20 protein-coding genes are annotated in these 19,052 nt (G+C 66.6%); 8 read left to right on the forward strand and 12 right to left on the reverse strand.

Annotated elements, in window-relative coordinates; genetic code table 11:
* Positions 1–7: 7 nt before the first annotated feature.
* The 3 genes from WG924_RS14825 (at position 8) to WG924_RS14835 (ending at position 3,038) form a co-directional block, all read left to right on the forward strand.
* Positions 8–1,327, forward strand: a complete 1,320-nt coding sequence (locus WG924_RS14825; RefSeq protein ID WP_345933825.1) for an HlyC/CorC family transporter — start codon at positions 8–10, stop codon at positions 1,325–1,327.
* A gap of 31 nt (positions 1,328–1,358) precedes the next feature.
* Positions 1,359–2,258 carry an AEC family transporter gene (locus WG924_RS14830; protein ID WP_345933826.1) on the forward strand — a complete coding sequence of 300 codons (900 nt, stop codon included), beginning with the start codon at positions 1,359–1,361 and terminating at the stop codon, positions 2,256–2,258.
* A 144-nt stretch (positions 2,259–2,402) separates the two neighbouring features.
* Positions 2,403–3,038 carry a DUF2889 domain-containing protein gene (locus tag WG924_RS14835; protein WP_345933827.1) on the forward strand — a complete coding sequence of 212 codons (636 nt, stop codon included), beginning with the start codon at positions 2,403–2,405 and terminating at the stop codon, positions 3,036–3,038.
* Here WG924_RS14835 and WG924_RS14840 read toward each other — a convergent pair.
* Together WG924_RS14840 and WG924_RS14845 are read right to left on the reverse strand one after the other, a co-directional pair.
* Positions 3,001–3,387: a ribbon-helix-helix domain-containing protein gene (locus tag WG924_RS14840; RefSeq protein ID WP_188575745.1), complete on the reverse strand. Its 387-nt coding sequence runs from the start codon at positions 3,385–3,387 to the stop codon at positions 3,001–3,003. The genes WG924_RS14835 and WG924_RS14840 overlap by 38 nt on opposite strands.
* 163 nt (positions 3,388–3,550) lie before the next feature.
* A complete protein-coding gene (locus WG924_RS14845) occupies positions 3,551–3,832 on the reverse strand; it encodes a BolA family protein (RefSeq protein WP_345933829.1) in 282 nt (93 codons plus the stop codon).
* 565 nt (positions 3,833–4,397) lie between these two features.
* Here WG924_RS14845 and WG924_RS14850 point away from each other — a divergent pair.
* The 4 genes from WG924_RS14850 to cobT all read left to right on the forward strand — a co-directional run bounded on the left by WG924_RS14850 (position 4,398) and on the right by cobT (position 8,619).
* Positions 4,398–4,766 carry a helix-turn-helix domain-containing protein gene (locus tag WG924_RS14850; RefSeq protein WP_014743857.1) on the forward strand — a complete coding sequence of 123 codons (369 nt, stop codon included), beginning with the start codon at positions 4,398–4,400 and terminating at the stop codon, positions 4,764–4,766.
* Between the two features lie 179 nt (positions 4,767–4,945).
* Positions 4,946–5,557 carry a DnaJ domain-containing protein gene (locus WG924_RS14855; protein ID WP_345933830.1) on the forward strand — a complete coding sequence of 204 codons (612 nt, stop codon included), beginning with the start codon at positions 4,946–4,948 and terminating at the stop codon, positions 5,555–5,557.
* Between the two features lie 189 nt (positions 5,558–5,746).
* On the forward strand, positions 5,747–6,745 hold the full coding sequence (gene cobS, locus WG924_RS14860) for a cobaltochelatase subunit CobS (protein ID WP_345933831.1): 999 nt from the start codon (positions 5,747–5,749) through the stop codon (positions 6,743–6,745).
* Between the two features lie 5 nt (positions 6,746–6,750).
* Positions 6,751–8,619, forward strand: coding sequence for a cobaltochelatase subunit CobT (gene cobT, locus WG924_RS14865; protein WP_345933832.1), 1,869 nt, complete (start codon positions 6,751–6,753; stop codon positions 8,617–8,619).
* Between the two features lie 99 nt (positions 8,620–8,718).
* Here the strand turns inward: cobT and WG924_RS14870 are convergent, their stop codons facing one another.
* From WG924_RS14870 to WG924_RS14905, 8 genes are all read right to left on the reverse strand, one after another.
* Positions 8,719–9,477 carry an SDR family NAD(P)-dependent oxidoreductase gene (locus WG924_RS14870; RefSeq protein WP_188575736.1) on the reverse strand — a complete coding sequence of 253 codons (759 nt, stop codon included), beginning with the start codon at positions 9,475–9,477 and terminating at the stop codon, positions 8,719–8,721.
* Positions 9,478–9,648: 171 nt separating this feature from the next.
* Positions 9,649–10,878, reverse strand: a complete 1,230-nt coding sequence (locus WG924_RS14875) for a metal-dependent hydrolase family protein (RefSeq protein ID WP_345933833.1) — start codon at positions 10,876–10,878, stop codon at positions 9,649–9,651.
* 45 nt (positions 10,879–10,923) lie between these two features.
* The gene (locus WG924_RS14880; protein ID WP_345933834.1) at positions 10,924–11,625 is read right to left on the reverse strand and encodes an ABC transporter ATP-binding protein; all 702 of its coding nucleotides are present in this window, start codon (positions 11,623–11,625) and stop codon (positions 10,924–10,926) included.
* Positions 11,622–12,425, reverse strand: coding sequence for an ABC transporter ATP-binding protein (locus WG924_RS14885; RefSeq protein ID WP_345933835.1), 804 nt, complete (start codon positions 12,423–12,425; stop codon positions 11,622–11,624). The genes WG924_RS14880 and WG924_RS14885 overlap by 4 nt, the downstream gene beginning before the upstream one ends.
* Positions 12,426–12,443: 18 nt before the next feature.
* Positions 12,444–13,337, reverse strand: coding sequence for a branched-chain amino acid ABC transporter permease (locus tag WG924_RS14890; RefSeq protein WP_345933836.1), 894 nt, complete (start codon positions 13,335–13,337; stop codon positions 12,444–12,446).
* A 33-nt stretch (positions 13,338–13,370) separates the two neighbouring features.
* Complete coding sequence (locus WG924_RS14895) at positions 13,371–14,243, reverse strand: branched-chain amino acid ABC transporter permease (RefSeq protein ID WP_345933837.1); 873 nt, start codon at positions 14,241–14,243, stop codon at positions 13,371–13,373.
* Between the two features lie 82 nt (positions 14,244–14,325).
* Positions 14,326–15,573 carry an ABC transporter substrate-binding protein gene (locus tag WG924_RS14900; RefSeq protein WP_372044857.1) on the reverse strand — a complete coding sequence of 416 codons (1,248 nt, stop codon included), beginning with the start codon at positions 15,571–15,573 and terminating at the stop codon, positions 14,326–14,328.
* A 146-nt stretch (positions 15,574–15,719) separates the two neighbouring features.
* Entirely contained in the window at positions 15,720–16,382 is a 663-nt protein-coding gene (locus WG924_RS14905) for a TetR/AcrR family transcriptional regulator (RefSeq protein WP_345933838.1), read from the reverse strand.
* A 191-nt stretch (positions 16,383–16,573) separates the two neighbouring features.
* Here WG924_RS14905 and WG924_RS14910 point away from each other — a divergent pair, with 191 nt between their 5' ends.
* A complete protein-coding gene (locus WG924_RS14910; protein ID WP_345933839.1) occupies positions 16,574–17,572 on the forward strand; it encodes a MerR family transcriptional regulator in 999 nt (332 codons plus the stop codon).
* Here the strand turns inward: WG924_RS14910 and cynS are convergent.
* Complete coding sequence (gene cynS, locus WG924_RS14915; protein ID WP_443316906.1) at positions 17,557–17,997, reverse strand: cyanase; 441 nt, start codon at positions 17,995–17,997, stop codon at positions 17,557–17,559. The genes WG924_RS14910 and cynS overlap by 16 nt on opposite strands.
* An 84-nt stretch (positions 17,998–18,081) precedes the next feature.
* Positions 18,082–19,041 (reverse strand): ABC transporter ATP-binding protein, encoded by a 960-nt coding sequence (locus WG924_RS14920; protein WP_345933842.1) that lies wholly within the window; start codon positions 19,039–19,041, stop codon positions 18,082–18,084.
* Positions 19,042–19,052 lie beyond the last annotated feature (11 nt).

Below are 19,052 nucleotides of genomic sequence, written 5' to 3' on the forward strand. Positions count from 1 at the left end.
CCCGCCGATGACCGCCGAACTCTGGCTGTCCCTGCTCGCCATCCTGGTTCTGATCGCCGCATCGGCGTTCTTTTCCAGCAGCGAGACCGCGCTGACCGCAGCCTCGCGCACCCGCATGCACCAACGGGCCGATGAGGGCGACGTCCGCGCCCGCCGCGTCGAGGCCCTGACCGCGAAACGCGAAACGCTGATCGGGTCGATCCTGCTCGGCAACAACGCAGTCAACATCCTGGCCTCGTCTCTGGCCACCAGCGCCCTGATCACCCTGTTCGGCGATGCCGGCGTCGCCATCGCCACGCTGGGCATGACCCTGCTGCTGCTGATCTTCGCCGAGATCCTGCCCAAGACCATCGCGCTGCACTATCCCGACCGTCTGGCCCTGACCTTGTCGGGACCGCTGACGATGACCGTGCGGGTGCTGGGGCCGTTCTCGCGGGTGATCGGCCTGCTGGTGCGCGGCATCGCGCGGATCTTCGGCATCCGGCTCGACAACGACAAGATGATGGTGTCGGCCGATGATCTGCGCGGCGCGATCCGGATGTATGACGACCCTGAGGCCACCGATGCCGAGACCCGCACCGAAAAGGAAATGCTGGCGAGCATCCTGGATCTGGCCGACCTGACTGTGGGCGAGATCATGGTGCATCGTCGCCAGATGACCACGATCGATGCCGATCTGGACCCATCGGCTATTCTGGCGCAGGTGACCGCCAGCCCCCATACCCGGCTGCCGATGTGGCGCGGCGAGCCCGACAACATCGTGGGCGTGCTGCATGCCAAGGACATGCTGCGGGCCTTGACCCAGGCCGGGGGGGACCCCGCGCGGATCGATGTCGGCGGCCTTGCCCGCACGCCCTGGTTCATCCCCGACAGCACCACCCTGCACGACCAGTTGCATGCCTTCCGCCAGCGCCATGCCCATTTCGCCCTGGTGATCGACGAATACGGCACCATTCAAGGGCTGGTGACGCTGGAGGACATTCTGGAAGAGATCGTGGGCGAGATCGTCGACGAGCATGACATCGCGATCGAGGGGCTGGAGCGCCAGCCCGATGACAGCCTGCTGGTCGATGGCACGGTGACCATCCGCGACATCAACCGCGAGACCGGCTGGCGACTGCCCGATGACGAGGCCGCCACCATCGCCGGCCTGATCATTCACGAGGCCATGCTGATCCCCGAGGTCGGCCAGCGCTTCCGCATCGCCGGCATCGAGGCCGAGGTGCTGCGCCGGCACCGCAACCGGATCACCAAGCTGCGCCTGCGCGCGGCCGATGAAACCGCCCTTGCCCAGCGTCCCGCCGGCCGGCATCCCGACCGGTCATGACCACATCCGATCAGCGACAGCGAGGTCCTGGATGATCGGCGAACTGCTGACGATCATCGCCCCTATCCTGATCTGTGCCGCCATCGGCTTCAGCTGGATCCGGGTGTTCAAACAGCCCTACGACACCGGCTTCATCACCAATCTGGTGACCAATGTCGGCGTGCCGTCGCTGATCTTCTCAAGCCTGACCAACGGCACCATCGCGCCCGACGCCTTCGGCGCCTTCGCGCTGGCGGCGGCCTTGACCATGGTCGGCATGGGGCTGCTGGCCTGGCCGATCCTGCGCATGGCCGGCCTGCCCTGGCGGACCTATCTGACGCCGATGATCTATGGCAATGCCGGCAATATGGGGCTGCCGCTGTGCCTGTTCGCCTTCGGCAAGGAAGGCCTGGGCTTCGCCATCGGCTTCTTCGCGGTCTCGGCCGTGTCCCAGTTCACCATCGGCGCCTGGGTGCTGTCGGGCCAGAGCGCCGGGCGCTTCCTGCTGCGCCAGCCGGCGCCCTGGTCGGTGGTGGCCGCGCTGATCTTCGTGCTGGGCGAGTTGCACGTGCCGCTGTTTCTGGCCAACACCACCCATCTGATCGGCGGCTTCACCATTCCGCTGATGCTGATCACGCTGGGCGTCAGCCTGGCGCGGATGAAGGCGACCCGGCCGCTGGGCACGCTGGGCCTGGCGGTGCTGCGCAGCGGCGGCGGCTTCCTGATCGCCCTGTTTCTGGGCCGGGTGGTGTTCGGCTTCGAAGGCGTGGCGCTGGGCGTGCTGCTGGTCGAGGCATCGATGCCGGTGGCGGTGTTCAATTATCTGTTCGCCCAGCGCTATAACCGCTCGCCGGAAGACATCGCCTCGCTGGTGGTGACATCCACCCTGCTCGCCTTCCTGTTCCTGCCCGGCCTGTTGTGGCTGGCGATCCATCTGTCGGGCGGCGGCTGAGGCCGGGGAGGCAAAAGCCGGGGATGACGACGTCGGCGACAATCCCTATACTCCGGCGGCACATCCCTGGATCGAACGTTCGTCCCAGTCGGCCCGACCTTCAGGAGAGCCGTGCCCCATCCAGGCTCGCTCAGGAGACCGTCCATGCCATTGTCTGCGCCGGCGCCCCGCCAGCACATCCATACCCGCCAGATCGACCTTCGCGGTTATGAACGCGACGATGGCCTGTGGGATATCGAAGCCCATCTGACCGACGTAAAGACCTATCCGATCGACAATCGCTGGCGCGGCCAGCTCGATCCCGGCACACCCATCCATGACATGTGGGTGCGACTGACCATCGACATCGGGTTCGAGATCAAGGCGATCGAGGCGGTGATGGACAGCACGCCCTATTCGATCTGCGGCGATATTGCCGCGAATTTCCAGAAACTGGTCGGGCTGAAGATCGTGCCGGGCTGGACCAAGGCGATCCGCGCGCGTGTGGGCGGGGTGCATGGCTGCACCCATCTGGTCGAGCTGATGCGCCCGCTCGGCACCGTGGCCTTCCAGACCCTGTATCCGGCGCTGGAACGCAAGCGCCGCCAGGCCAACGCCCAGCTCGCCAATGCCCAGCTTGACGATGTCCCGCACGCCGCCGCCAACACGCAGGATGCGGCGTCGGCCACACCACGGCAGCCGACGCCGAAACCACCTGCACATCTGAACACCTGCTACGCGCTCAGTGCCAATGGCGAGGTTGTCAGGCAGCATTATCCTGAGTGGTATACGGGCGGCTGACCGGCTGCGCCGCGCGGTCTTCGCCGCCACGGCCGGTGGCCAGACGCTCCAGACGGCGCTGGATCGCGCTGCGATCGGCGCGGCCCGGACGCAGCGCCTTGCCGTGACCGGAACGGGCATGGCCCTGCTCGGTCGCGGCGGCGCGATAGTAATTCATGATGAACACCCGGATCGCCGCGGTCAGGGTCGACTCGCGACGTGTGCTGTTGACCATGGTCGCCAGCTCGTGGATCCGGCAGCCTTCACGCTGACAGATCTCGGTCAGCGCATCCCACATATCGGCTTCCAGCCGGATGCTGGTCCGACGGCCATCGACCACGACATTGCGATTGATCAGTGAACTGGACATTGTGCCTATCGCCCCCCTTCGGTCCGGCCCCCCGGCCGGCTGTTTCCCCGACGACACCTTTGCGCGATAACCTGCTTATTTTTTTATTTAAGGTTGTATTAACACGACCCGAACCCGTTTCAAAGGGCAATCGCATGCCACTTTGCCGCGGGCCTGTGTATTTTCAATGCGCGCGCCGTGCTTCCTCCGGCGTTCTCGTCGAGAGCGCAAGTGCATGAACGCGATCGGCAAGTTCCTCGGCAAGCACCTGATAGACCCGCCTCTGACGCGCGACGCGGGTCTCGCCCTCGAATGCGGCAGCGACGATATCGACCCGGAAATGGGTTTCGCCGCCTGGGCGATGCCCCGCATGACCGGCATGCTGGTCACTCTCGTCGACGATCTCCAGCCGCTCGGGCGCGAACGCCTGGGTGAGCTTGCTTTCGATCCGCTGCTTCATTGTCATTTTGGCACAGGCCTCCGTATTCCTGGGATCATATCCCGATGATACCCCAATTGGCTATGCCGCGCGCGGCTTGCGCGAAACCCCAAGCCTATTGCGCGCACCGCCCCGGCCTGCCTCTCCCCTGAGTATCAATGCGGGACAGTTTGTGCCATATCGGGACAAGCGTTTCACGATCAAACAGCTTGCCGAACACAGCCGCACAGCGATGATGCCGTTGAAACACAGGATGGGAAACGCTTTTCCAACCAAGTGGACCAGGATGCAGCCAATCCACCCGCAAACGTTAAGCGCACATTAAGCCGAACGCTGATGATCCTGGTACGCGGGGCCCGAAACCGCACCCAACCGGGCGTCGTGGTGCCTTTCCGGCCGCGCGGCATACCACCAGCGCGCAATTTTCGAGTGGAACAACCAAACTGGCACACCGATTGCTTTCTATTCAGGCGGAAGCCGAGGGCGGCCAAACGGGAACCCACCCGCTCCGTCGTCACGTCATCACGAAGGTGCGGAAACAATGACAACCCCCTCTGCAGTTGCAACACCCTCCGAAGAAGGGACCGTCCCCATGAAGACCACCAAGAGCCGGGCTCAGGAAGTCGATCGCTATGTCGGCGCGCGGATCCGCGAGCGCCGCATCATGCTGGGCCTGACCCAGCAGCAGCTGGCCGACATGATCGGCGTCACCTACCAGCAGGCGCACAAGTACGAGCGTGGCATCAACCGCATCGCCGCCGGCCGCCTTTACGACATCGCGCAGGCGCTGGGCGTCACCATCTCCTACTTCTTCGAAGGTCTGGAGCAGGGCGGTCAGGTCGAGATGACCCCCCGTCAGCGCATGTGCCTGGAACTGGCACGCAACTTCTCGATGATCCAGAACGGCAAGCATCAGGAAGCGCTGAGCACCCTGGCTCGCAGCCTGGCCGACGCCTCCTGAGCGACGGTCCGGTGACGATCGCGGCCCGGCCGGCCGCGACCCGGCATCGAAACGCCCGTGCGATCCCGCCTTGCGGATTGCGCGGGCGTTCGGCTTTTTGAGGCATCGGTCGGTTTTAGAGCCGCCGGCAGGGGCGCCCCACTTGCCGCACCGCCGCGCGTAACGCATATTCTGCCGTCATGGCGATCGAGCTTTTCAGCATCCGGCGTAGCGCTGCCTATGCCCCCGACGGAACCCGGCTCTGCGACTGCGAGGGCTGCGGCGAGGCGGGAGCATTCCGCGCACCGAAATCGCGCGACCGGTTGCGGGACTATCATTTTTTCTGCATGGAGCATGTCCGCGCCTACAACAAGGGCTGGGACTACTTCAAGGGCCTGAGTTCGGCCGAGATCGACCGCCATCTGCATGACGACATGACCTGGCACCGGCCGAGCTGGCCGTTCGCCAGCGCCGACCGCGATCAGGCCGACGAAATCGCCAGGACGGCGGCGGAACTGCTGCGCAACGGCCAGACCCGCGACCCGTTCGGCATGTTCGGTGCCGCCAACCGCGCCGCCGAGCGGGTGCGGGTGATGGCCGAGGCGCGCTTCACCCATGAGGAACGCCACGCCTTCAAAACGCTTGGTATCGATCCGACCCGCGACCTGCCACAGATCAAGGACCACTACAAGAAACTTGCCAAACGGCTTCACCCGGACGTCACCGGGGGCGACGCCGCATCCGAGGAACGGATGAAAACCGTCAACCAGGCCTATTCCTTTTTGATGCACCGCGCGTCAGACTGGACCTGAGCCGGCGCCGATACACATCCGGAGGGGTGTTCGTGTGCCGGGCGTCCGGCGTGCGGCCTCCCCACCGCAGCCTGGCGATGCCGATGGAAGCCGGGTCTGTCCCGGCGCGCCATCCACATCTGAACCGCAGATCGACCCTGACCCCACAGGCCGACCGCATCCACCTGCCCCAGCGGAGATTTCCTTCCCATGGCTTCCGAGACCCTGGCCGCCCCCACCATGAACACCCAGTCGATGCCGGATATCGAGGTGTCTGTGCGACAGGTCTTCGGCATCGACAGCGACATGGTGGTGCCGGCGTTCAGCGAGCGCAGCGAACACGTGCCGGATCTGGACCTGACCTATCGGTTTCAGCCCGATGTCACGCTCGCCATCCTGGCCGGCTTCGCCTACAACCGCCGCGTGATGATCCAGGGCTATCACGGCACCGGCAAGTCGACCCATATCGAGCAGGTCGCCGCCCGGCTGAACTGGCCTTGTGTCCGCGTCAACCTGGACAGCCATATCAGCCGCATCGATCTGATCGGCAAGGACGCCATCGTGCTCCGCGACGGCAAGCAGGTGACCGAGTACAAGGAAGGCATCCTGCCGTTCTGCCTTCAGCGCCCGACCGCCCTGGTCTTCGACGAATACGATGCCGGCCGCGCCGACGTGATGTTCGTCATCCAGCGGGTGCTGGAAAACGAAGGCAAGCTGACCCTGGTGGAACAGAACCGGGTGATCCGCCCGAACCCCTATTTCCGCCTGTTCTCCACCGCCAACACCGTGGGTCTCGGCGACACCACCGGGCTCTATCACGGCACCCAGCAGATCAATCAGGGCCAGATGGACCGCTGGAACGTGGTGGTGACGCTGAACTACCTCGCGGCCGAGGAAGAGACCGCGATCGTGCTGTCGAAGCTGCCTGATTTCGACGATGCCGAGGGCCAGAAGACCGTGCGGTCGATGGTGGCCCTGGCCGATCTGACCCGCAGCGCCTTCATCAATGGCGACATCTCGACCGTCATGTCGCCGCGCACCGTGCTGACCTGGGCCGAGAACTATCGGATCTTCAAGGACATCCAGCTCGCCTTCCGTTTCACCTTCCTCAACAAGTGCGACGAGGTGGAGCGGCCGCTGATCGCTGAATATTATCAGCGCTGCTTCGGCACCGAGCTGCACGTTCCCGGCATCCGCCATCTGGGCTGAGGACCATGCGCAAGCGCAACGATCCGCAGTCGGTCGAGCAGTTCAAGCGTGCCCTGACCAGTACCGTCAAGGCGATGGCGGGCACGCCGCAGCTCGAAGTCGGCTTCACCTTCGAACCGCCCCGCCTGCGCGGCGAGCGGGTGAACCTGCGCGCGCCGATGCGCAACCTGCCTGAACAACAGGTGACGCGCATCCGTGGCGAGGCCGACCAGATCGCGCTGCGCGTGCGCCACCACGATGCCCGGGTCCACATGGCCCGCCAGCCCCAGGGCGACCTGTCGCGGCGGCTGTATGAGGCTTGCGAACAGCTCCGCATCGAGGCGCTGGGCAGCCGCGCCATGACCGGCGTGCGCGGCAATCTGGCCCGGCTTCAGGAAGATCATCTGCGCGAGCAGCCGCAGCGGCTGATGGTCGATGACAGCCCGGAATCGCTGTGCGAGGCGGCGATGCTGATGCTGCGTGAACGGTTGACCGGCGTGAAGACGCCAGAGGTCGCCGAGGCGCTGGTCGAGCATTGGCGCCCGGTGATCGAGTCGAAGGCCGGCCCCGATCTTGAGCGCCTGCCCGATGTGCTGGGCGACCAGCGCCGCTTCGCCGACGGCATCCGCGAATTGCTGGCCGATCTGGACATCGAGACCGAAGCCGAGGGCGAGCTCGACGAGGATCGCGAGCCCGACGAGTCCGATGATCAGGCCGAGGCCGAAGCCCAGGATCAGCCCGATGGCGAGGGCGGCGACAAATCCGAGGATGGCGACGACAGCGGCCAGTCCAGCGACGGATCGCCCGAGACCGGCGATGGCGAGGCCGATGCCGAGGCGGCGGAGACCGATCCCGATGCCGAAAGCGGCGCCGGCGGCGAGGACAGCTCGTCGCGGGTCCGGCCCTGGGTGCCGCCGGGCAGCAATGAGAACGAGTCCGCGGCCGATATCTATCGTCCCTTTACCACCGAATTCGACGAGGTGGTGGAAGCGACCGACCTTGCGACCGACGATGAGTTGAACCGCCTGCGCGGGCTTCTGGACCAGCAGTTGACCCATCTGCATGGGGTGATCACCAAGCTTGCCAACCGTCTGCAGCGCCGCCTGCTGGCCAAGCAGTCGCGCGGCTGGGAATTCGACCTGGACGAAGGCCTGCTCGACAGTTCCAAACTGGCCCGTGTGGTGGTGCAGCCGCTCTACAGCCAGACCTATAAGCGCGAGCGCGAAACCGATTTCCGCGACACCGTCGTCACCCTGCTGATCGACAATTCCGGATCGATGCGCGGCCGGCCGATCTCGGTGGCGGCGATGAGCGCCGACATCCTGGCGCGGACGCTGGAACGCTGCGGCGTGAAGGTCGAGATTCTGGGCTTCACCACCCGCGACTGGAAGGGTGGCCAGTCGCGCAAGAAATGGCTCGACAGCGGCAAGCAGGCGACGCCGGGCCGGCTCAACGATCTGCGCCACATCGTCTATAAATCGGCGGACTGGCCGTGGCGGCGGGCGCGGAAGAATCTGGGCCTTATGCTGCGCGAAGGCCTGCTGAAAGAGAACATCGACGGCGAGGCGATCCTGTGGGCGCATAACCGCCTGCTGGCCCGCCACGAGAACCGCCGCATCCTGATGGTGATCTCGGATGGCGCGCCGGTCGACGACAGCACCCTGTCGGTCAACACCTCGAACTATCTGGACCGGCATCTGCGCCAGGTGATCGACTGGATCGAAACCCGCTCACCGGTCGATCTGGTGGCGATCGGCATCGGCCACGACGTCACCCGCTATTACAAGCGGGCCGTCACCATCGTCGACGCCGAGCAGCTTGGCGGCACGGTGATGAACCAGTTGGCCGAGCTGTTCGAGGACGACACCGGCCCGCGCGGCCGCACGCGGCACTGATCCGCCCTTTCAGGCCAGGGCAGGCTCAACGAGACAAGGGGCGGACATCATCATGTCCGCCCCTTGTCGTTCCGGCGTATCCGTTATGGCAGGCCCCGATCAGACGTGCTGGCCGCCATTGATGTGCACTTCCGCGCCATTGATATACGACGCATCCGACGAGCACAGGAACAGGATGGTGCGGGCCACTTCCTTGGGGTCGCCCAGCCGGCGCATCGGGATCTGGGTCTTGACGATCTCCTCGGTGCCCGGCGACAGGATCGAGGTATCGATCTCGCCGGGAGCGATCGCGTTGACCCGCACCCCCAGCCGGCCGAAATCGAAGGCCTGTTCGCGGGTCAGCGCCGCCAGCGCCGCCTTCGAACAGGCATAGGCCGCGCCGGCAAAGGGATGAACCCGCGATCCGGCGATCGAGGTGACGTTGACGATGGTGCCGCCGGCGCCACTCAATTCCGGCAGCAGAAGCCGCGAGAGCATCGCCGCCGAGAACAGGTTGACGTTGAACACCGACAGCCAGGTCTCGTAATCGGTCTCGGCCACCCCCGCCCGCGCACCACCGGGGCGCTTGGGGGAGATGGCGGCATTGTTGACCAGGGCGCTCAATCCCCCGCCGCCCAGGCGCTTGCGCACCTCGTCGGCCATCGTGGCATAGCTCGCCGGATCGGACAGATCGGCCTGGATATGGCTCTCCCGACCGCCGGGCCAGGGGCAGTCGGCATCGAAGGATGCCCGCGACACGGTCAGCACGCGCCATCCATTCTGATAGAACAGCTTCACGGTGGCATGGCCGATCCCGCGGCTGGCGCCGGTCAGCAGCATCGTCTTGCGCGCGCTGAGCGGTTCGTTCTGTTCGGGCATTCCAGGTCTCCCATCGCGGCCACCCGCATCGGCCGCAGATCTGCGGCACGGATAAAGGGCCGGCGGCGCAGCATAGCAGTGCAGACGCCGTCAACTCCACCATTGCCGATCGCGGCTGTCGCTGCGCAAGGGAGACCCGAGCGGATGAGGCCGCTGAAGGGTCGCTGGCGATCAGCGCGCCACCATCACCGCGCCGTCCTTCATCACCAGCCGGATCGACGTCTCGGGCGTGGCCCAGGCTGCCACATCATGCAGCACGTCGCCATCGACCATGATCAGGTCGGCGCGGAAGCCTTCGGCCACCTGACCGATCTGGTCCTGCATCCGGAACAGCCGTGCCGCCACGATGGTCGCCGAGCGCAGGATGTCGATCGGCGCCTGCACCTCGGCCCGCAGCGCGAATTCGGTCAACTGCCGGCGATGCATGATGCCCAGAAGATCGGTGCCGAAGGCGATGTTCACACCCCCCCGATGGGCCAGCCTCAGGGCATCCATGCCGGCATCCAGCACGTCATAGACCTTGCGGTGCAGGGGGGCCGGCATGCCCGCCTCCAGCCCCTCATCGGCCAACGCGCGATAGGTGGCCAGCGTCGGCACCAGGAAACGGTCTTTCGCCACAAACAGGTCCACCGAGCTCTGATCCAGCAGATTGCCATGCTCGATCGAGGTCAGCCCGGCCTCAAGCGCCCGGTTGATCGCGCGGGCGGTATAGGCATGGCCCATCACCGGGATGTTGGCGGCCTCGGCCTCCTCCACCGCCGCCCGCAATTCCTCCATCGCGAACTGGGTGCTGTCGATGCGGTCGGTGGGCGAGGCGACCCCGCCTGAGACCATCAGCTTCAGATGGGTGGCTCCGGTGCGGATCAGGTCGCGGCAGGCACGGCGCATCTCGGGCACACCATCGCAAACCTTGCCCAGCCCCGCGCAGCAGAAGCACTCGCCCAGCTCCTGTTGTCCGGGTCCGCGCATGTCGGCATGGCCGCCGGTCTGCGACAGCGCCTTGCCGCAATACAGCAGCCGCGGCCCCGGCAGCGAGCCTTCGGCGATCGCGCGCGCCAGCCCCCAATCGGCGCCGCCGGCATCGCGCACGGTGGTGAAGCCGCGCCCCAGCATGCCCTTCAGCACGTCGGCCGTGTGCACGGTCACATAGCTTGGCGCCATCTGGCCCAGTTCGGCGAAGTTGGGGATGATCGCGGTCACATGGACATGGGCGTCGCACAGGCCCGGCATCAGCACCCGGCCGGCCACGTCGATCTCCACCGCATCGGCACCGGCCATGCGATGGGCATCCGGGGCCACAGCCTTGATCCGGCCATCGGCGACCAGCACCGACTGGCCGTCGACATAGGCGCCGGCCACCACGTCCAGCACGCGGGCGTTGCGGAAAATCGTCTCGGTCATGAACAGAAACCTTCTATCGGGTCTTCAACGGGCGGGGTGCGAAGATCAATGGGTGCCCAGATACAGATCGGCCATCCGCTCATCGGCCAGCAATCGCGGCGCGGTGTCGTCGATCACCACCCGGCCGGTGTCGAGGATATAGCCGCGATCGCTGATCGCCAGCGCCTGGCGCGCGCGCTGTTCCACCAGCAGGGCCGATACCCCCAGCGCCGGTAGGCCCTGGATCAGCGCCAGCACCTCGTGCACCAGCGCCGGCGACAGTGCCGCCGTCGGTTCGTCCAGAATCATCAGCCGGGGCTGTGGCATCAGCGCGCGGGCGAAGGCCAGTTGCTGGCGCTCGCCACCCGACAGGCTGCCGGCACGGGTGCGGCGGCGTTCGGCCAGGGCCGGGAAGCGCTGAAACATCTCGTCGATCCGTCGGCGCCGGTCGGCCACCCCCTCCACCACCTGCAGGTTCTCGGTGACCGTCAGGGTGGGAAACACATTCTCCACCTGCGGCACATAGACGATGCCAAGGCCGATGCGCTTCTCGCTCGCCACCCGCAAAAGCGAGGTGCCGTCGATCCGCATCTCGCCCCTAACCCGGGTCAGCAGCCCCATCAACGCCTTGACCAGCGTGGATTTGCCCGACCCGTTGGTGCCGGCGATGGTCACGATCTCAAGCGGGTCGACATGCAGCGAGATGCCGGTGACGATATCGACATCGCCATAGCCGGCCGACAGGTCGTTCACGGTCAACAGGCTCATACCGCCCCACCCATATAGGCTTCGCGCACCACCGGATCGGCCAGCACCTCGGCCGGCGTGCCCTGGGCCAGCAACCGGCCGCGATCGATCACGATCATCCGCTCCACCAGCGCCGACAGCGATGGCAGATTGTGTTCCACGATCAGGAAGCCGATGCCGCCGGCGGCGATCTCGCGGATGCGCACCGCGATCTCGTCGATCAGCACCGGGTTCACCCCGGCGAACGGCTCGTCCAGCAGGATCATCCGGGGCCGGACCATCAGCGCCCGGCCCAGTTCCAGCAGCTTGCGCTGCCCGCCCGACAGCCCGCCGGCCGGCGTGTCCGCCACCCGCGCCAGGTTCAGAAAGCCCAGGATCTCATCGGCTCGGGCGGCGATATCGGCTTCCTGGCGCCGAATGCGGCCGGGCCTGAAAAACACGTCGACCAGATGTTCCCCCGCCTGCCCCGGTGCCGCCGCCGCCAGATTCTGGCGCACCGTCAGGCTGGAGAACACCCTTGGCACCTGAAAGGTCCGACCCATCCCGGCGCGCACCCGATCCACCGCCGACAGCCCGGTCAGGTCACGGCCGGCAAAACCCACCCGGCCGGCATCACCGGCCTGAAAGCCGCTGATCACCGAAAACAGCGTGCTCTTGCCGGCACCGTTCGGGCCGATCAGCCCCGACAGCCCGCCCACCGGCACGCTGAAGCCCACATCGGCCAGCACCCGCACGCCGCCGAAGCTTTTGGAGATGCCCTCGACGATCAGTTGGTCGCCAGAGCGGTCACGGCCTGCTGCAGCGGGCGGGCTGCCCGTCATCAATCTGTCCTGCATCGCCTACGCCCTCCCCGCCCTGGCGCCCAGAATGCCATCCGGCCGGAAGCGCATCAGCAGCATCAGCGCCACGCCCACCACGCCCAGCCTGAGGCTTGCCATCTCGACCTCGGAAATCCCCGGTATCACGTCGCGCAGAAACCGCGAGCCTTCCAGAAAGCCGATCAGCACGATGGTGCCGATGGCGGCACCGCTCACCCGACCGGCGCCACCGAAGATCATCGCCACCCACACATAGAAGGTCAGCAGCGGCACGAATTGTTCGGGCGTGATGTAGGTGATGTAATGGGCATAGAAGGCGCCGGACAGGCCGGCGAAGGCGCTGCCGACCATGAACACCGCCACCTTGAACCGGCCCGGCTGCTTGCCCAGCGAGCGCACCGCCTCCTCGTCATCACGGATCGCCTGGATCATCCGGCCGAAGGGGCTGTTCACCAGCCGCCAGTTGATCGCCAGCACCAGCACGACCGCCACCACCAGCAGCGCCAGGGTCACCAGATTAGGATCGACGCCGGTGATGCCCAGGGCCGCCGCCGCCGATGGAATGCCGGGGATCCCCTGCACGCCGCCGGTCAGCCAGCGCTCATTGGTGATGATCAGGCGGATGGTCTCGGAAAATCCCAGCATCACGATCGCGAAATACTCGATCCGCAGCCGCAGCGACAGCAGTGCCACCGGCCAGGCGGCAAGCGCCGCCAGCAGGGCCGCCGCGGCGAAGCCCAGCAGCAGCGGCACCCCCGCCATCACCAGCAGGGCGCTGGTATAGGCGCCGATGGCGAAGAAGCCGACCAGACCGAAATTGATCAGCCCGGTGAAACCATATTGAAGATTGAGGCCGAAGGTCATCAGCATATAGGTGAGCGTGACGACCGCGACCGCGAGCAGGTAGATATCCATCGGTCGATGTCCTTAGCCGGGCCTTGAGATAGATCAGCGCACCAGCGCGTTGCGGGCGAACAGGCCCTGCGGGCGGATCATCAGCATCAGCAGCAGCACCGCGAAACCGACCCCGATCTTGTAGGTGAAGCCGACGAAGGGGGTCGACAGTTCCTGCGCCACGCCGATCAGCAGGCCGCCCAGAACCGCGCCCACCGGATTGCCGATGGTGCCGAGGATGGTGGCGGCAAACGCCGGCAGCAGCAGATCCCAACCCATATCCGGCGTCACCACCGTCTTCACGCCCAGCAGCACCCCGGCGAGCCCGGCCAATGCCCCCGCCATCAGCCACATCACCACCATCACCCGGCCGGCATTGATGCCGCTGGCGCGGGCGAGATCGGGGTTGTCGGCCACCGCGCGCATCCGGCGGCCGATCGGCGTGAGGTGCAGCAGCCCGAAGGTGACGGCCAGCGCCACAGCCGCCGCCGCCATCACCTGCACATCCGCCGGCTGGACCCGCAGCGGCCCGACCAGCGTCGCGCGCGCCAGCGGCAGGTCATAGACCCGCTGGTCATGGCCCATGAAGAAGCCGAGTGCCGCGCGCAGGAAAAAGGCGAGACCGATCGAGGCGATCATCGATGCCACCGCCGAGCGTTTCGCCAGCGCCCGGAACAGCAGAAAATAAAACGCCACCGCCACCGCCGCCGAGGCGGCGACCCCGGCCAGGATGGCGCCGACGACACCACCACCCAGCGTGGTGCCGGCAAGGCCGCCGAAGGCACCGACCGTCATGACATCGCCGGTCGCGGCATTGGGAAAGCGGGCGATGCCGAACACCAGCGTGATCGACAGCGCGCCCAGGGCATAGATCGAGCCTTCGACAACCCCGTTGAAGGCGAGGTTGAGGTAATAGGCGGTGTCCATTGGCGGGTTCCACGAAGGACGTGATGCAAGGGATGTGCGTGGCCGGTCCGGCAGCGGGACACCGCCGGACCGGCGCCGAGCGTCAGAACTTGACGACGTCCTTGCGCACGAAGCTGGTGCCCTCGATCTCGGACAGGCTGAAATCGGGGGTCACGTCGCCATACTGGTCGAAGGACAGCCGGCTGGACGCGCCTTCATAATTCACGGTCTTTCCGGCCTCGATCGCGGCCTTGCCCTCGGCGAAGGTATAGACCGGCTCGCCATCGGCGCTGTCGATGCTGCGGATCGCCGCGTTGATCGCCTTGGGGGCCGTGTCGGGGCAGGCGGCCTGCATGGCCAGCCCCCACGAGATGACCATGTCATAGGTCATCGCCGCATAGACATTGCCCGATGCCGGGCTGCCGGTCGCGGCCTGATAGGCTGCCGCGAAATGGTCATAGCTGGGGGCGGTCTCGTTGCTGATGCTGTCGACCGAGATGATGCTGGCCGCGACCTCGGGGCCCAGGGCGTCGATCAACTGCTGGTTCGCGGCCCAGCCCGGAATGATCCATTTCAGATCAGGGCTCTGACCGCTCTGGAACCATTCCCGCAGGATCACGGTCGTGTCCTGAAGATAGGATCCCATCACCACCACATCCGGGTTGGCGGCCAGAATCTGCTGCAATTCGGAACGATAGCTCGGCCGCTTGGGTTCATAGACCACGGCGCTCACCACTTCGCCGCCACCGGCGGTCCAGGCCTTGGTGAAGCCCTCGGTGTTGCCGATGCCGGAGGCGTTGTTATAGGCCATGGTCGCCGGGCGCTTGAAGCCGCGCATGGTGGCGATCTTGGCGAAGGCCTGACCGAAGCGGTCATTGGTCGCCTGGAAGCGCCAGACCATGTCGTCCTTGTCTTCCATCGAAATCGCCGGCGCGCCCGAGGTGTTCAGCTCCGGAATGCCGGCGGCGGTGGTGATCGGCATCACCGCCAGCGTCACGCCCGACGACCACGTCCCCATGATCACCTGGGCGCCGTTCACCTCGATCAGCTTCTTCACCGCCAGCACCGCCGCGTCGGGCGAGGTCTGGGTGTCTTCGGCGGTCACCTCCAGCATGCGGCCGCAGACGCCGCCGGTCTGGTTGACCTCCTCCGCCGCCATCACGATCGCCTTCTGCATGCCCGGCCCATAGGGGCTGCCGGCGCCGGTCACCGGGTTCAACGCCCCGATCCGGAACGGCGTGCCGTCGGCCCGGGCCATGCCCGGCACGGTCGCTGCCATCGCCACCGTCAATACCGCCAGTGATCCACCCGCCAGCAGCCGGCGCATGGTCGATCCGGTCTTGTCTGTCATCCCTGACACTCCTTGCCATCCCTGTCATCCGCGCCATCCCGAATACCGGTCTCGCCGGATATCCGGGGCCACCGCCAGCCCTTCTGGTACACGGGTCTCCGTGCATGGGGCCGGTCGGTCGCGCGTCTCCCGCAGGCCGCATCGCCTCAATCGGGCAGATGCGGCATGCCGCCTGTCCCGCGCCCTTCGACAAGGGTCGCCAGGATCGTTTTCCAGGCGCGCAACAGCTCCTGGTAATAGTCCGGATCGGGCTTCAGCACCGTCTGCGCGCCCATGCCCCGCAACAGGCACAGCGTCAGGTTCAGCACGGTGGTGGTGGCGCGGTCGGCCGTGCCGCGTGCCGCGAAGAATTCAGTCCACATCTGGTCCAGCGCCACATGGAAGCGCTTCACGATCGGCAGCAGCACGTCGCGCAGGTCCGGATCGGTGCGGGCGGCGGTGATATGCTCCAGCGTGATATAGAACAGCCGGCCCGAGAACCGCCGCCACAGATCGTCGACGAAGGCATCCAGCCCGATGGCGCCGGAGCGAACCGATGCCGCCATGCCCCGGATCTCGACGATCTCGTCGTCCAGCAGCCGTTCGATCGCCGCCGCCAGCAGATCGGCGCGGGTCGGATAATGATGCAGCAGGGCCCCGCGTGACACGCCGGCGCGTTCGCACACCGCCTGTGTCGCCAGACGGCCATAGCCTGCTTCCATCAGCACATCGAGGGTGGCGTAGAGCAGCTTGTCGCGCATCTCGGCGCTGCGCATTTCCTGCGTCCGCCGCGCCCTGGCCGGCATGGCGACACCTGTCTGCTGCGTCATGCCCGCCTCCTAGCCGGATGCCTCGCCTCTGGTGACAAGAGTGTGCGCCTACTAACAAACAGTCAAGACTGAATGTTTTTATCCACAATGTTGCGACGACATCATTCCCTTGACCCGGACCCAAGGGCCGGGCCGATAAGAGAGGTGGCCGGGCCGAACATTCGAGCCCGCCCACACTCAGGAGACAACCGATGCCACCATCCAGCCCGGCCCTGTCACCATCACAAGCCGCCGCCCGGCTTGGCGTGTCGCCCAAGGCACTCCGGCTGTACGAACAGCGGGGGCTGGTCACCCCGGCGCGCACGGCGGCGGGGTGGCGGGCCTATGGTCCCGATGCGATGGCGCGGGCGGCCGACATCGTGGCCTTGCGGGCGCTGGGCCTCAGTCTGACCCAGGTCGCGCGGGTTCTGGATGGCGACGCGCGCGATCTGGCGCCGGTGCTGGCCCGCCATCAGGCGGCGCTGGCGCGTCAGGCCGGCGATCTTGCCGCCACCATCGCCCGGATCGGCGCGCTCAGATCCGATCTCGCGCAGGGCAAAGCACCGGACCCGGCCGATCTTGCCGCTATCCTGCGCCCGCATGCCGACCTTCAGGTCGCGGTCGACCTGCCCTGGCCCTGGGGTGGCGAGCGTTTCGTGTTCCGCGATATCCCGGCGCTGACCTACATCACCGGCCCGCTCGGCAGCGGCAAGACCCGTCTGGCGCGCTGTCTGGCCGAAGCCCTGCCCGATGCGGGCTTTCTCGGCCTCGACCGCGTGACCGATGCCGGCACGGCAACGGCCGAGGCGCTCGACTGGCTGGCAGAGGAGGGCGCCACGCTGTCCGACGCGCTGCGCGTGCTGATGGCCGCGATCGGCGCCGCCAGCCCGCAGGCTCTGGTCATCGACATGGTGGAACAGGGGCTGGACCCGGCAAGCCAGCAGGCGCTGATCGCGTATCTGCGCCGCCGGGGGCCCGGGGGCCGGAAGCTGATCATGCTGACCCGATCATCCGCCATCCTGGATCTGGCGGCGGTGGGGGCTGACGAGGCGATCATCCTCTGCCCGGCCAATCACAGCCCGCCGATGCGGGTCGCCCCATATCCTGGCACGCCGGGATATGAGGCGGTCGCCACCTGCCTCGCCACCCCCGCGGTGCGGGCCAGAACCGCGGGGGTCATTGCCTGGCGATCAGATCACCAGGCCTTGTAGGGCAGGAACTTGCCGATCATCGTCACCTTCACCCGATCGCCCTTCGGATCCTCGACCTTCTCCACCTCCATGGTGAAGTCGATGGCGCTCATGATGCCGTCGCCGAATTTCTCCTGGATGACCTCTTTCAGCGTCGGGCCATAGACGCCGACGATTTCGTACAGCCGATAGATCGCGGGGTCGGTCGGCACCGTCTGGTCCCAGACCTTGGTCGGGAAGGCCACCAGCGCCGGCACCAACGCCGCCGGCAGATCCAGCACCGCCACCAGCGCCTCGGCGGTGGCGGGGCTCATGCTGTTCATGCCCAGCGCCGCCGATGTGGTCCAGACCGGCGACATGCCGACGGCCTCGGCGATGGCCTCCCAGCTCAGGCCCTTCGCGGCCTTGGCGGCCAGGATCAGGGCGGTGGCGTCGCTCTTCGACAGGGGGGTTTCTGCGGTCATGATCGTCGATCCTTCCGGGATATCAACAGGGGCAGGCGGAGGACAGGGTGCGGGCCGCGGCCACGCTCAGCGGGCCGCGCGGATCAGCGGCACGATCTCGCCATCCGGCCCGCTCGATCCGGCCTCGGCCGGGCTGCGGGCGAAGCGGATGGTGCGCGAGGCGGGCGGGTGGCCAGCGCCTCCGGCCGGGTCGCCACCGGCCAGTTCACGCGATCGCCGGGTCAGGAACTCGACCAGATGGTTGCGGATCGCGTAATAGGCCGGGTCATGCAGGATGGTGTCGCGGGCACGCGGCCGGGGAATGTCGATCACCACGCTTTCGGCGATGCGCGCGCGAGGGCCGTTGGTCATCAGCAGGATGCGGTCGGCCAGCAGGATCGCCTCGTCGACGTCGTGGGTGATCATGAACACGCTCTGATCGGTACCCGACCAGATCCGGATCAACTCGTCCTGAATGGTGCCGCGGGTCAGGGCATCGAGCGCGCCGAAGGGTTCGTCCAGCAGCAGCAGCCGGGGTTCGATCGCGAAGGCGCGGGCGATGCTCACCCGCTGGCGCATGCCGCCCGACAATTCCGACGGCTTGCGGTGCTCGGCGCCGCCGGTCAGGCCGACCTTGGCCAGATGGGCCAGCGCGTGGGCACGGATCTGTGCCCTGGACCACGACCGGTGACGGGCACGGACGCCGAAGATGACATTGTCGAGCGCGCTGGCCCAGGGCAGCAGGCTGTAATTCTGGAACACCACGCCGCGATCGAGGCCCGGACCGCTGATTTCGTGGCCATCCATCACCAGCGCCCCGGTCGAGGCGGTGTCGAGCCCGGCCAGGATGTTGAGGATGGTCGACTTGCCGCAGCCGGAATGGCCGATCACGCAGACGAATTCGCCGCGATCCATGGTGAAGTCGACATGCTCGAACACCGTCACCTCGCCGCCGCCCCGGGCGGGGAAGCGCCGGGCAAGGCCGCTGACCTCAAGAAACGGGCGTGTGGTGGTCGCGGATCGGGTTGTGTCGGTGCCGGTGGTCATCGGATCGCCCC

The organism is Tistrella arctica, assembly GCF_039630945.1.
Lineage (GTDB): Bacteria > Pseudomonadota > Alphaproteobacteria > Tistrellales > Tistrellaceae > Tistrella > Tistrella bauzanensis.

Coding starts and splice junctions, on each gene's coding strand:
- WG924_RS14850 (WP_014743857.1), top strand. CDS start 4,398: ATGAAGACCACCAAGAGCCGGGCTCAGGAAGTCGATCGCTATGTCGGC.
- WG924_RS14875 (WP_345933833.1), bottom strand. CDS start 10,878: ATGACCGAGACGATTTTCCGCAACGCCCGCGTGCTGGACGTGGTGGCC.
- cobT (WP_345933832.1), top strand. CDS start 6,751: ATGCGCAAGCGCAACGATCCGCAGTCGGTCGAGCAGTTCAAGCGTGCC.
- WG924_RS14855 (WP_345933830.1), top strand. CDS start 4,946: ATGGCGATCGAGCTTTTCAGCATCCGGCGTAGCGCTGCCTATGCCCCC.
- WG924_RS14845 (WP_345933829.1), bottom strand. CDS start 3,832: ATGACAATGAAGCAGCGGATCGAAAGCAAGCTCACCCAGGCGTTCGCG.
- WG924_RS14920 (WP_345933842.1), bottom strand. CDS start 19,041: ATGACCACCGGCACCGACACAACCCGATCCGCGACCACCACACGCCCG.
- WG924_RS14870 (WP_188575736.1), bottom strand. CDS start 9,477: ATGCCCGAACAGAACGAACCGCTCAGCGCGCGCAAGACGATGCTGCTG.
- WG924_RS14890 (WP_345933836.1), bottom strand. CDS start 13,337: ATGGATATCTACCTGCTCGCGGTCGCGGTCGTCACGCTCACCTATATG.
- WG924_RS14880 (WP_345933834.1), bottom strand. CDS start 11,625: ATGAGCCTGTTGACCGTGAACGACCTGTCGGCCGGCTATGGCGATGTC.
- WG924_RS14840 (WP_188575745.1), bottom strand. CDS start 3,387: ATGTCCAGTTCACTGATCAATCGCAATGTCGTGGTCGATGGCCGTCGG.
- WG924_RS14835 (WP_345933827.1), top strand. CDS start 2,403: ATGCCATTGTCTGCGCCGGCGCCCCGCCAGCACATCCATACCCGCCAG.
- WG924_RS14895 (WP_345933837.1), bottom strand. CDS start 14,243: ATGGACACCGCCTATTACCTCAACCTCGCCTTCAACGGGGTTGTCGAA.
- WG924_RS14830 (WP_345933826.1), top strand. CDS start 1,359: ATGATCGGCGAACTGCTGACGATCATCGCCCCTATCCTGATCTGTGCC.
- WG924_RS14900 (WP_372044857.1), bottom strand. CDS start 15,573: ATGACAGACAAGACCGGATCGACCATGCGCCGGCTGCTGGCGGGTGGA.
- WG924_RS14825 (WP_345933825.1), top strand. CDS start 8: ATGACCGCCGAACTCTGGCTGTCCCTGCTCGCCATCCTGGTTCTGATC.
- WG924_RS14885 (WP_345933835.1), bottom strand. CDS start 12,425: ATGACGGGCAGCCCGCCCGCTGCAGCAGGCCGTGACCGCTCTGGCGAC.
- cobS (WP_345933831.1), top strand. CDS start 5,747: ATGGCTTCCGAGACCCTGGCCGCCCCCACCATGAACACCCAGTCGATG.
- WG924_RS14910 (WP_345933839.1), top strand. CDS start 16,574: ATGCCACCATCCAGCCCGGCCCTGTCACCATCACAAGCCGCCGCCCGG.
- WG924_RS14905 (WP_345933838.1), bottom strand. CDS start 16,382: ATGACGCAGCAGACAGGTGTCGCCATGCCGGCCAGGGCGCGGCGGACG.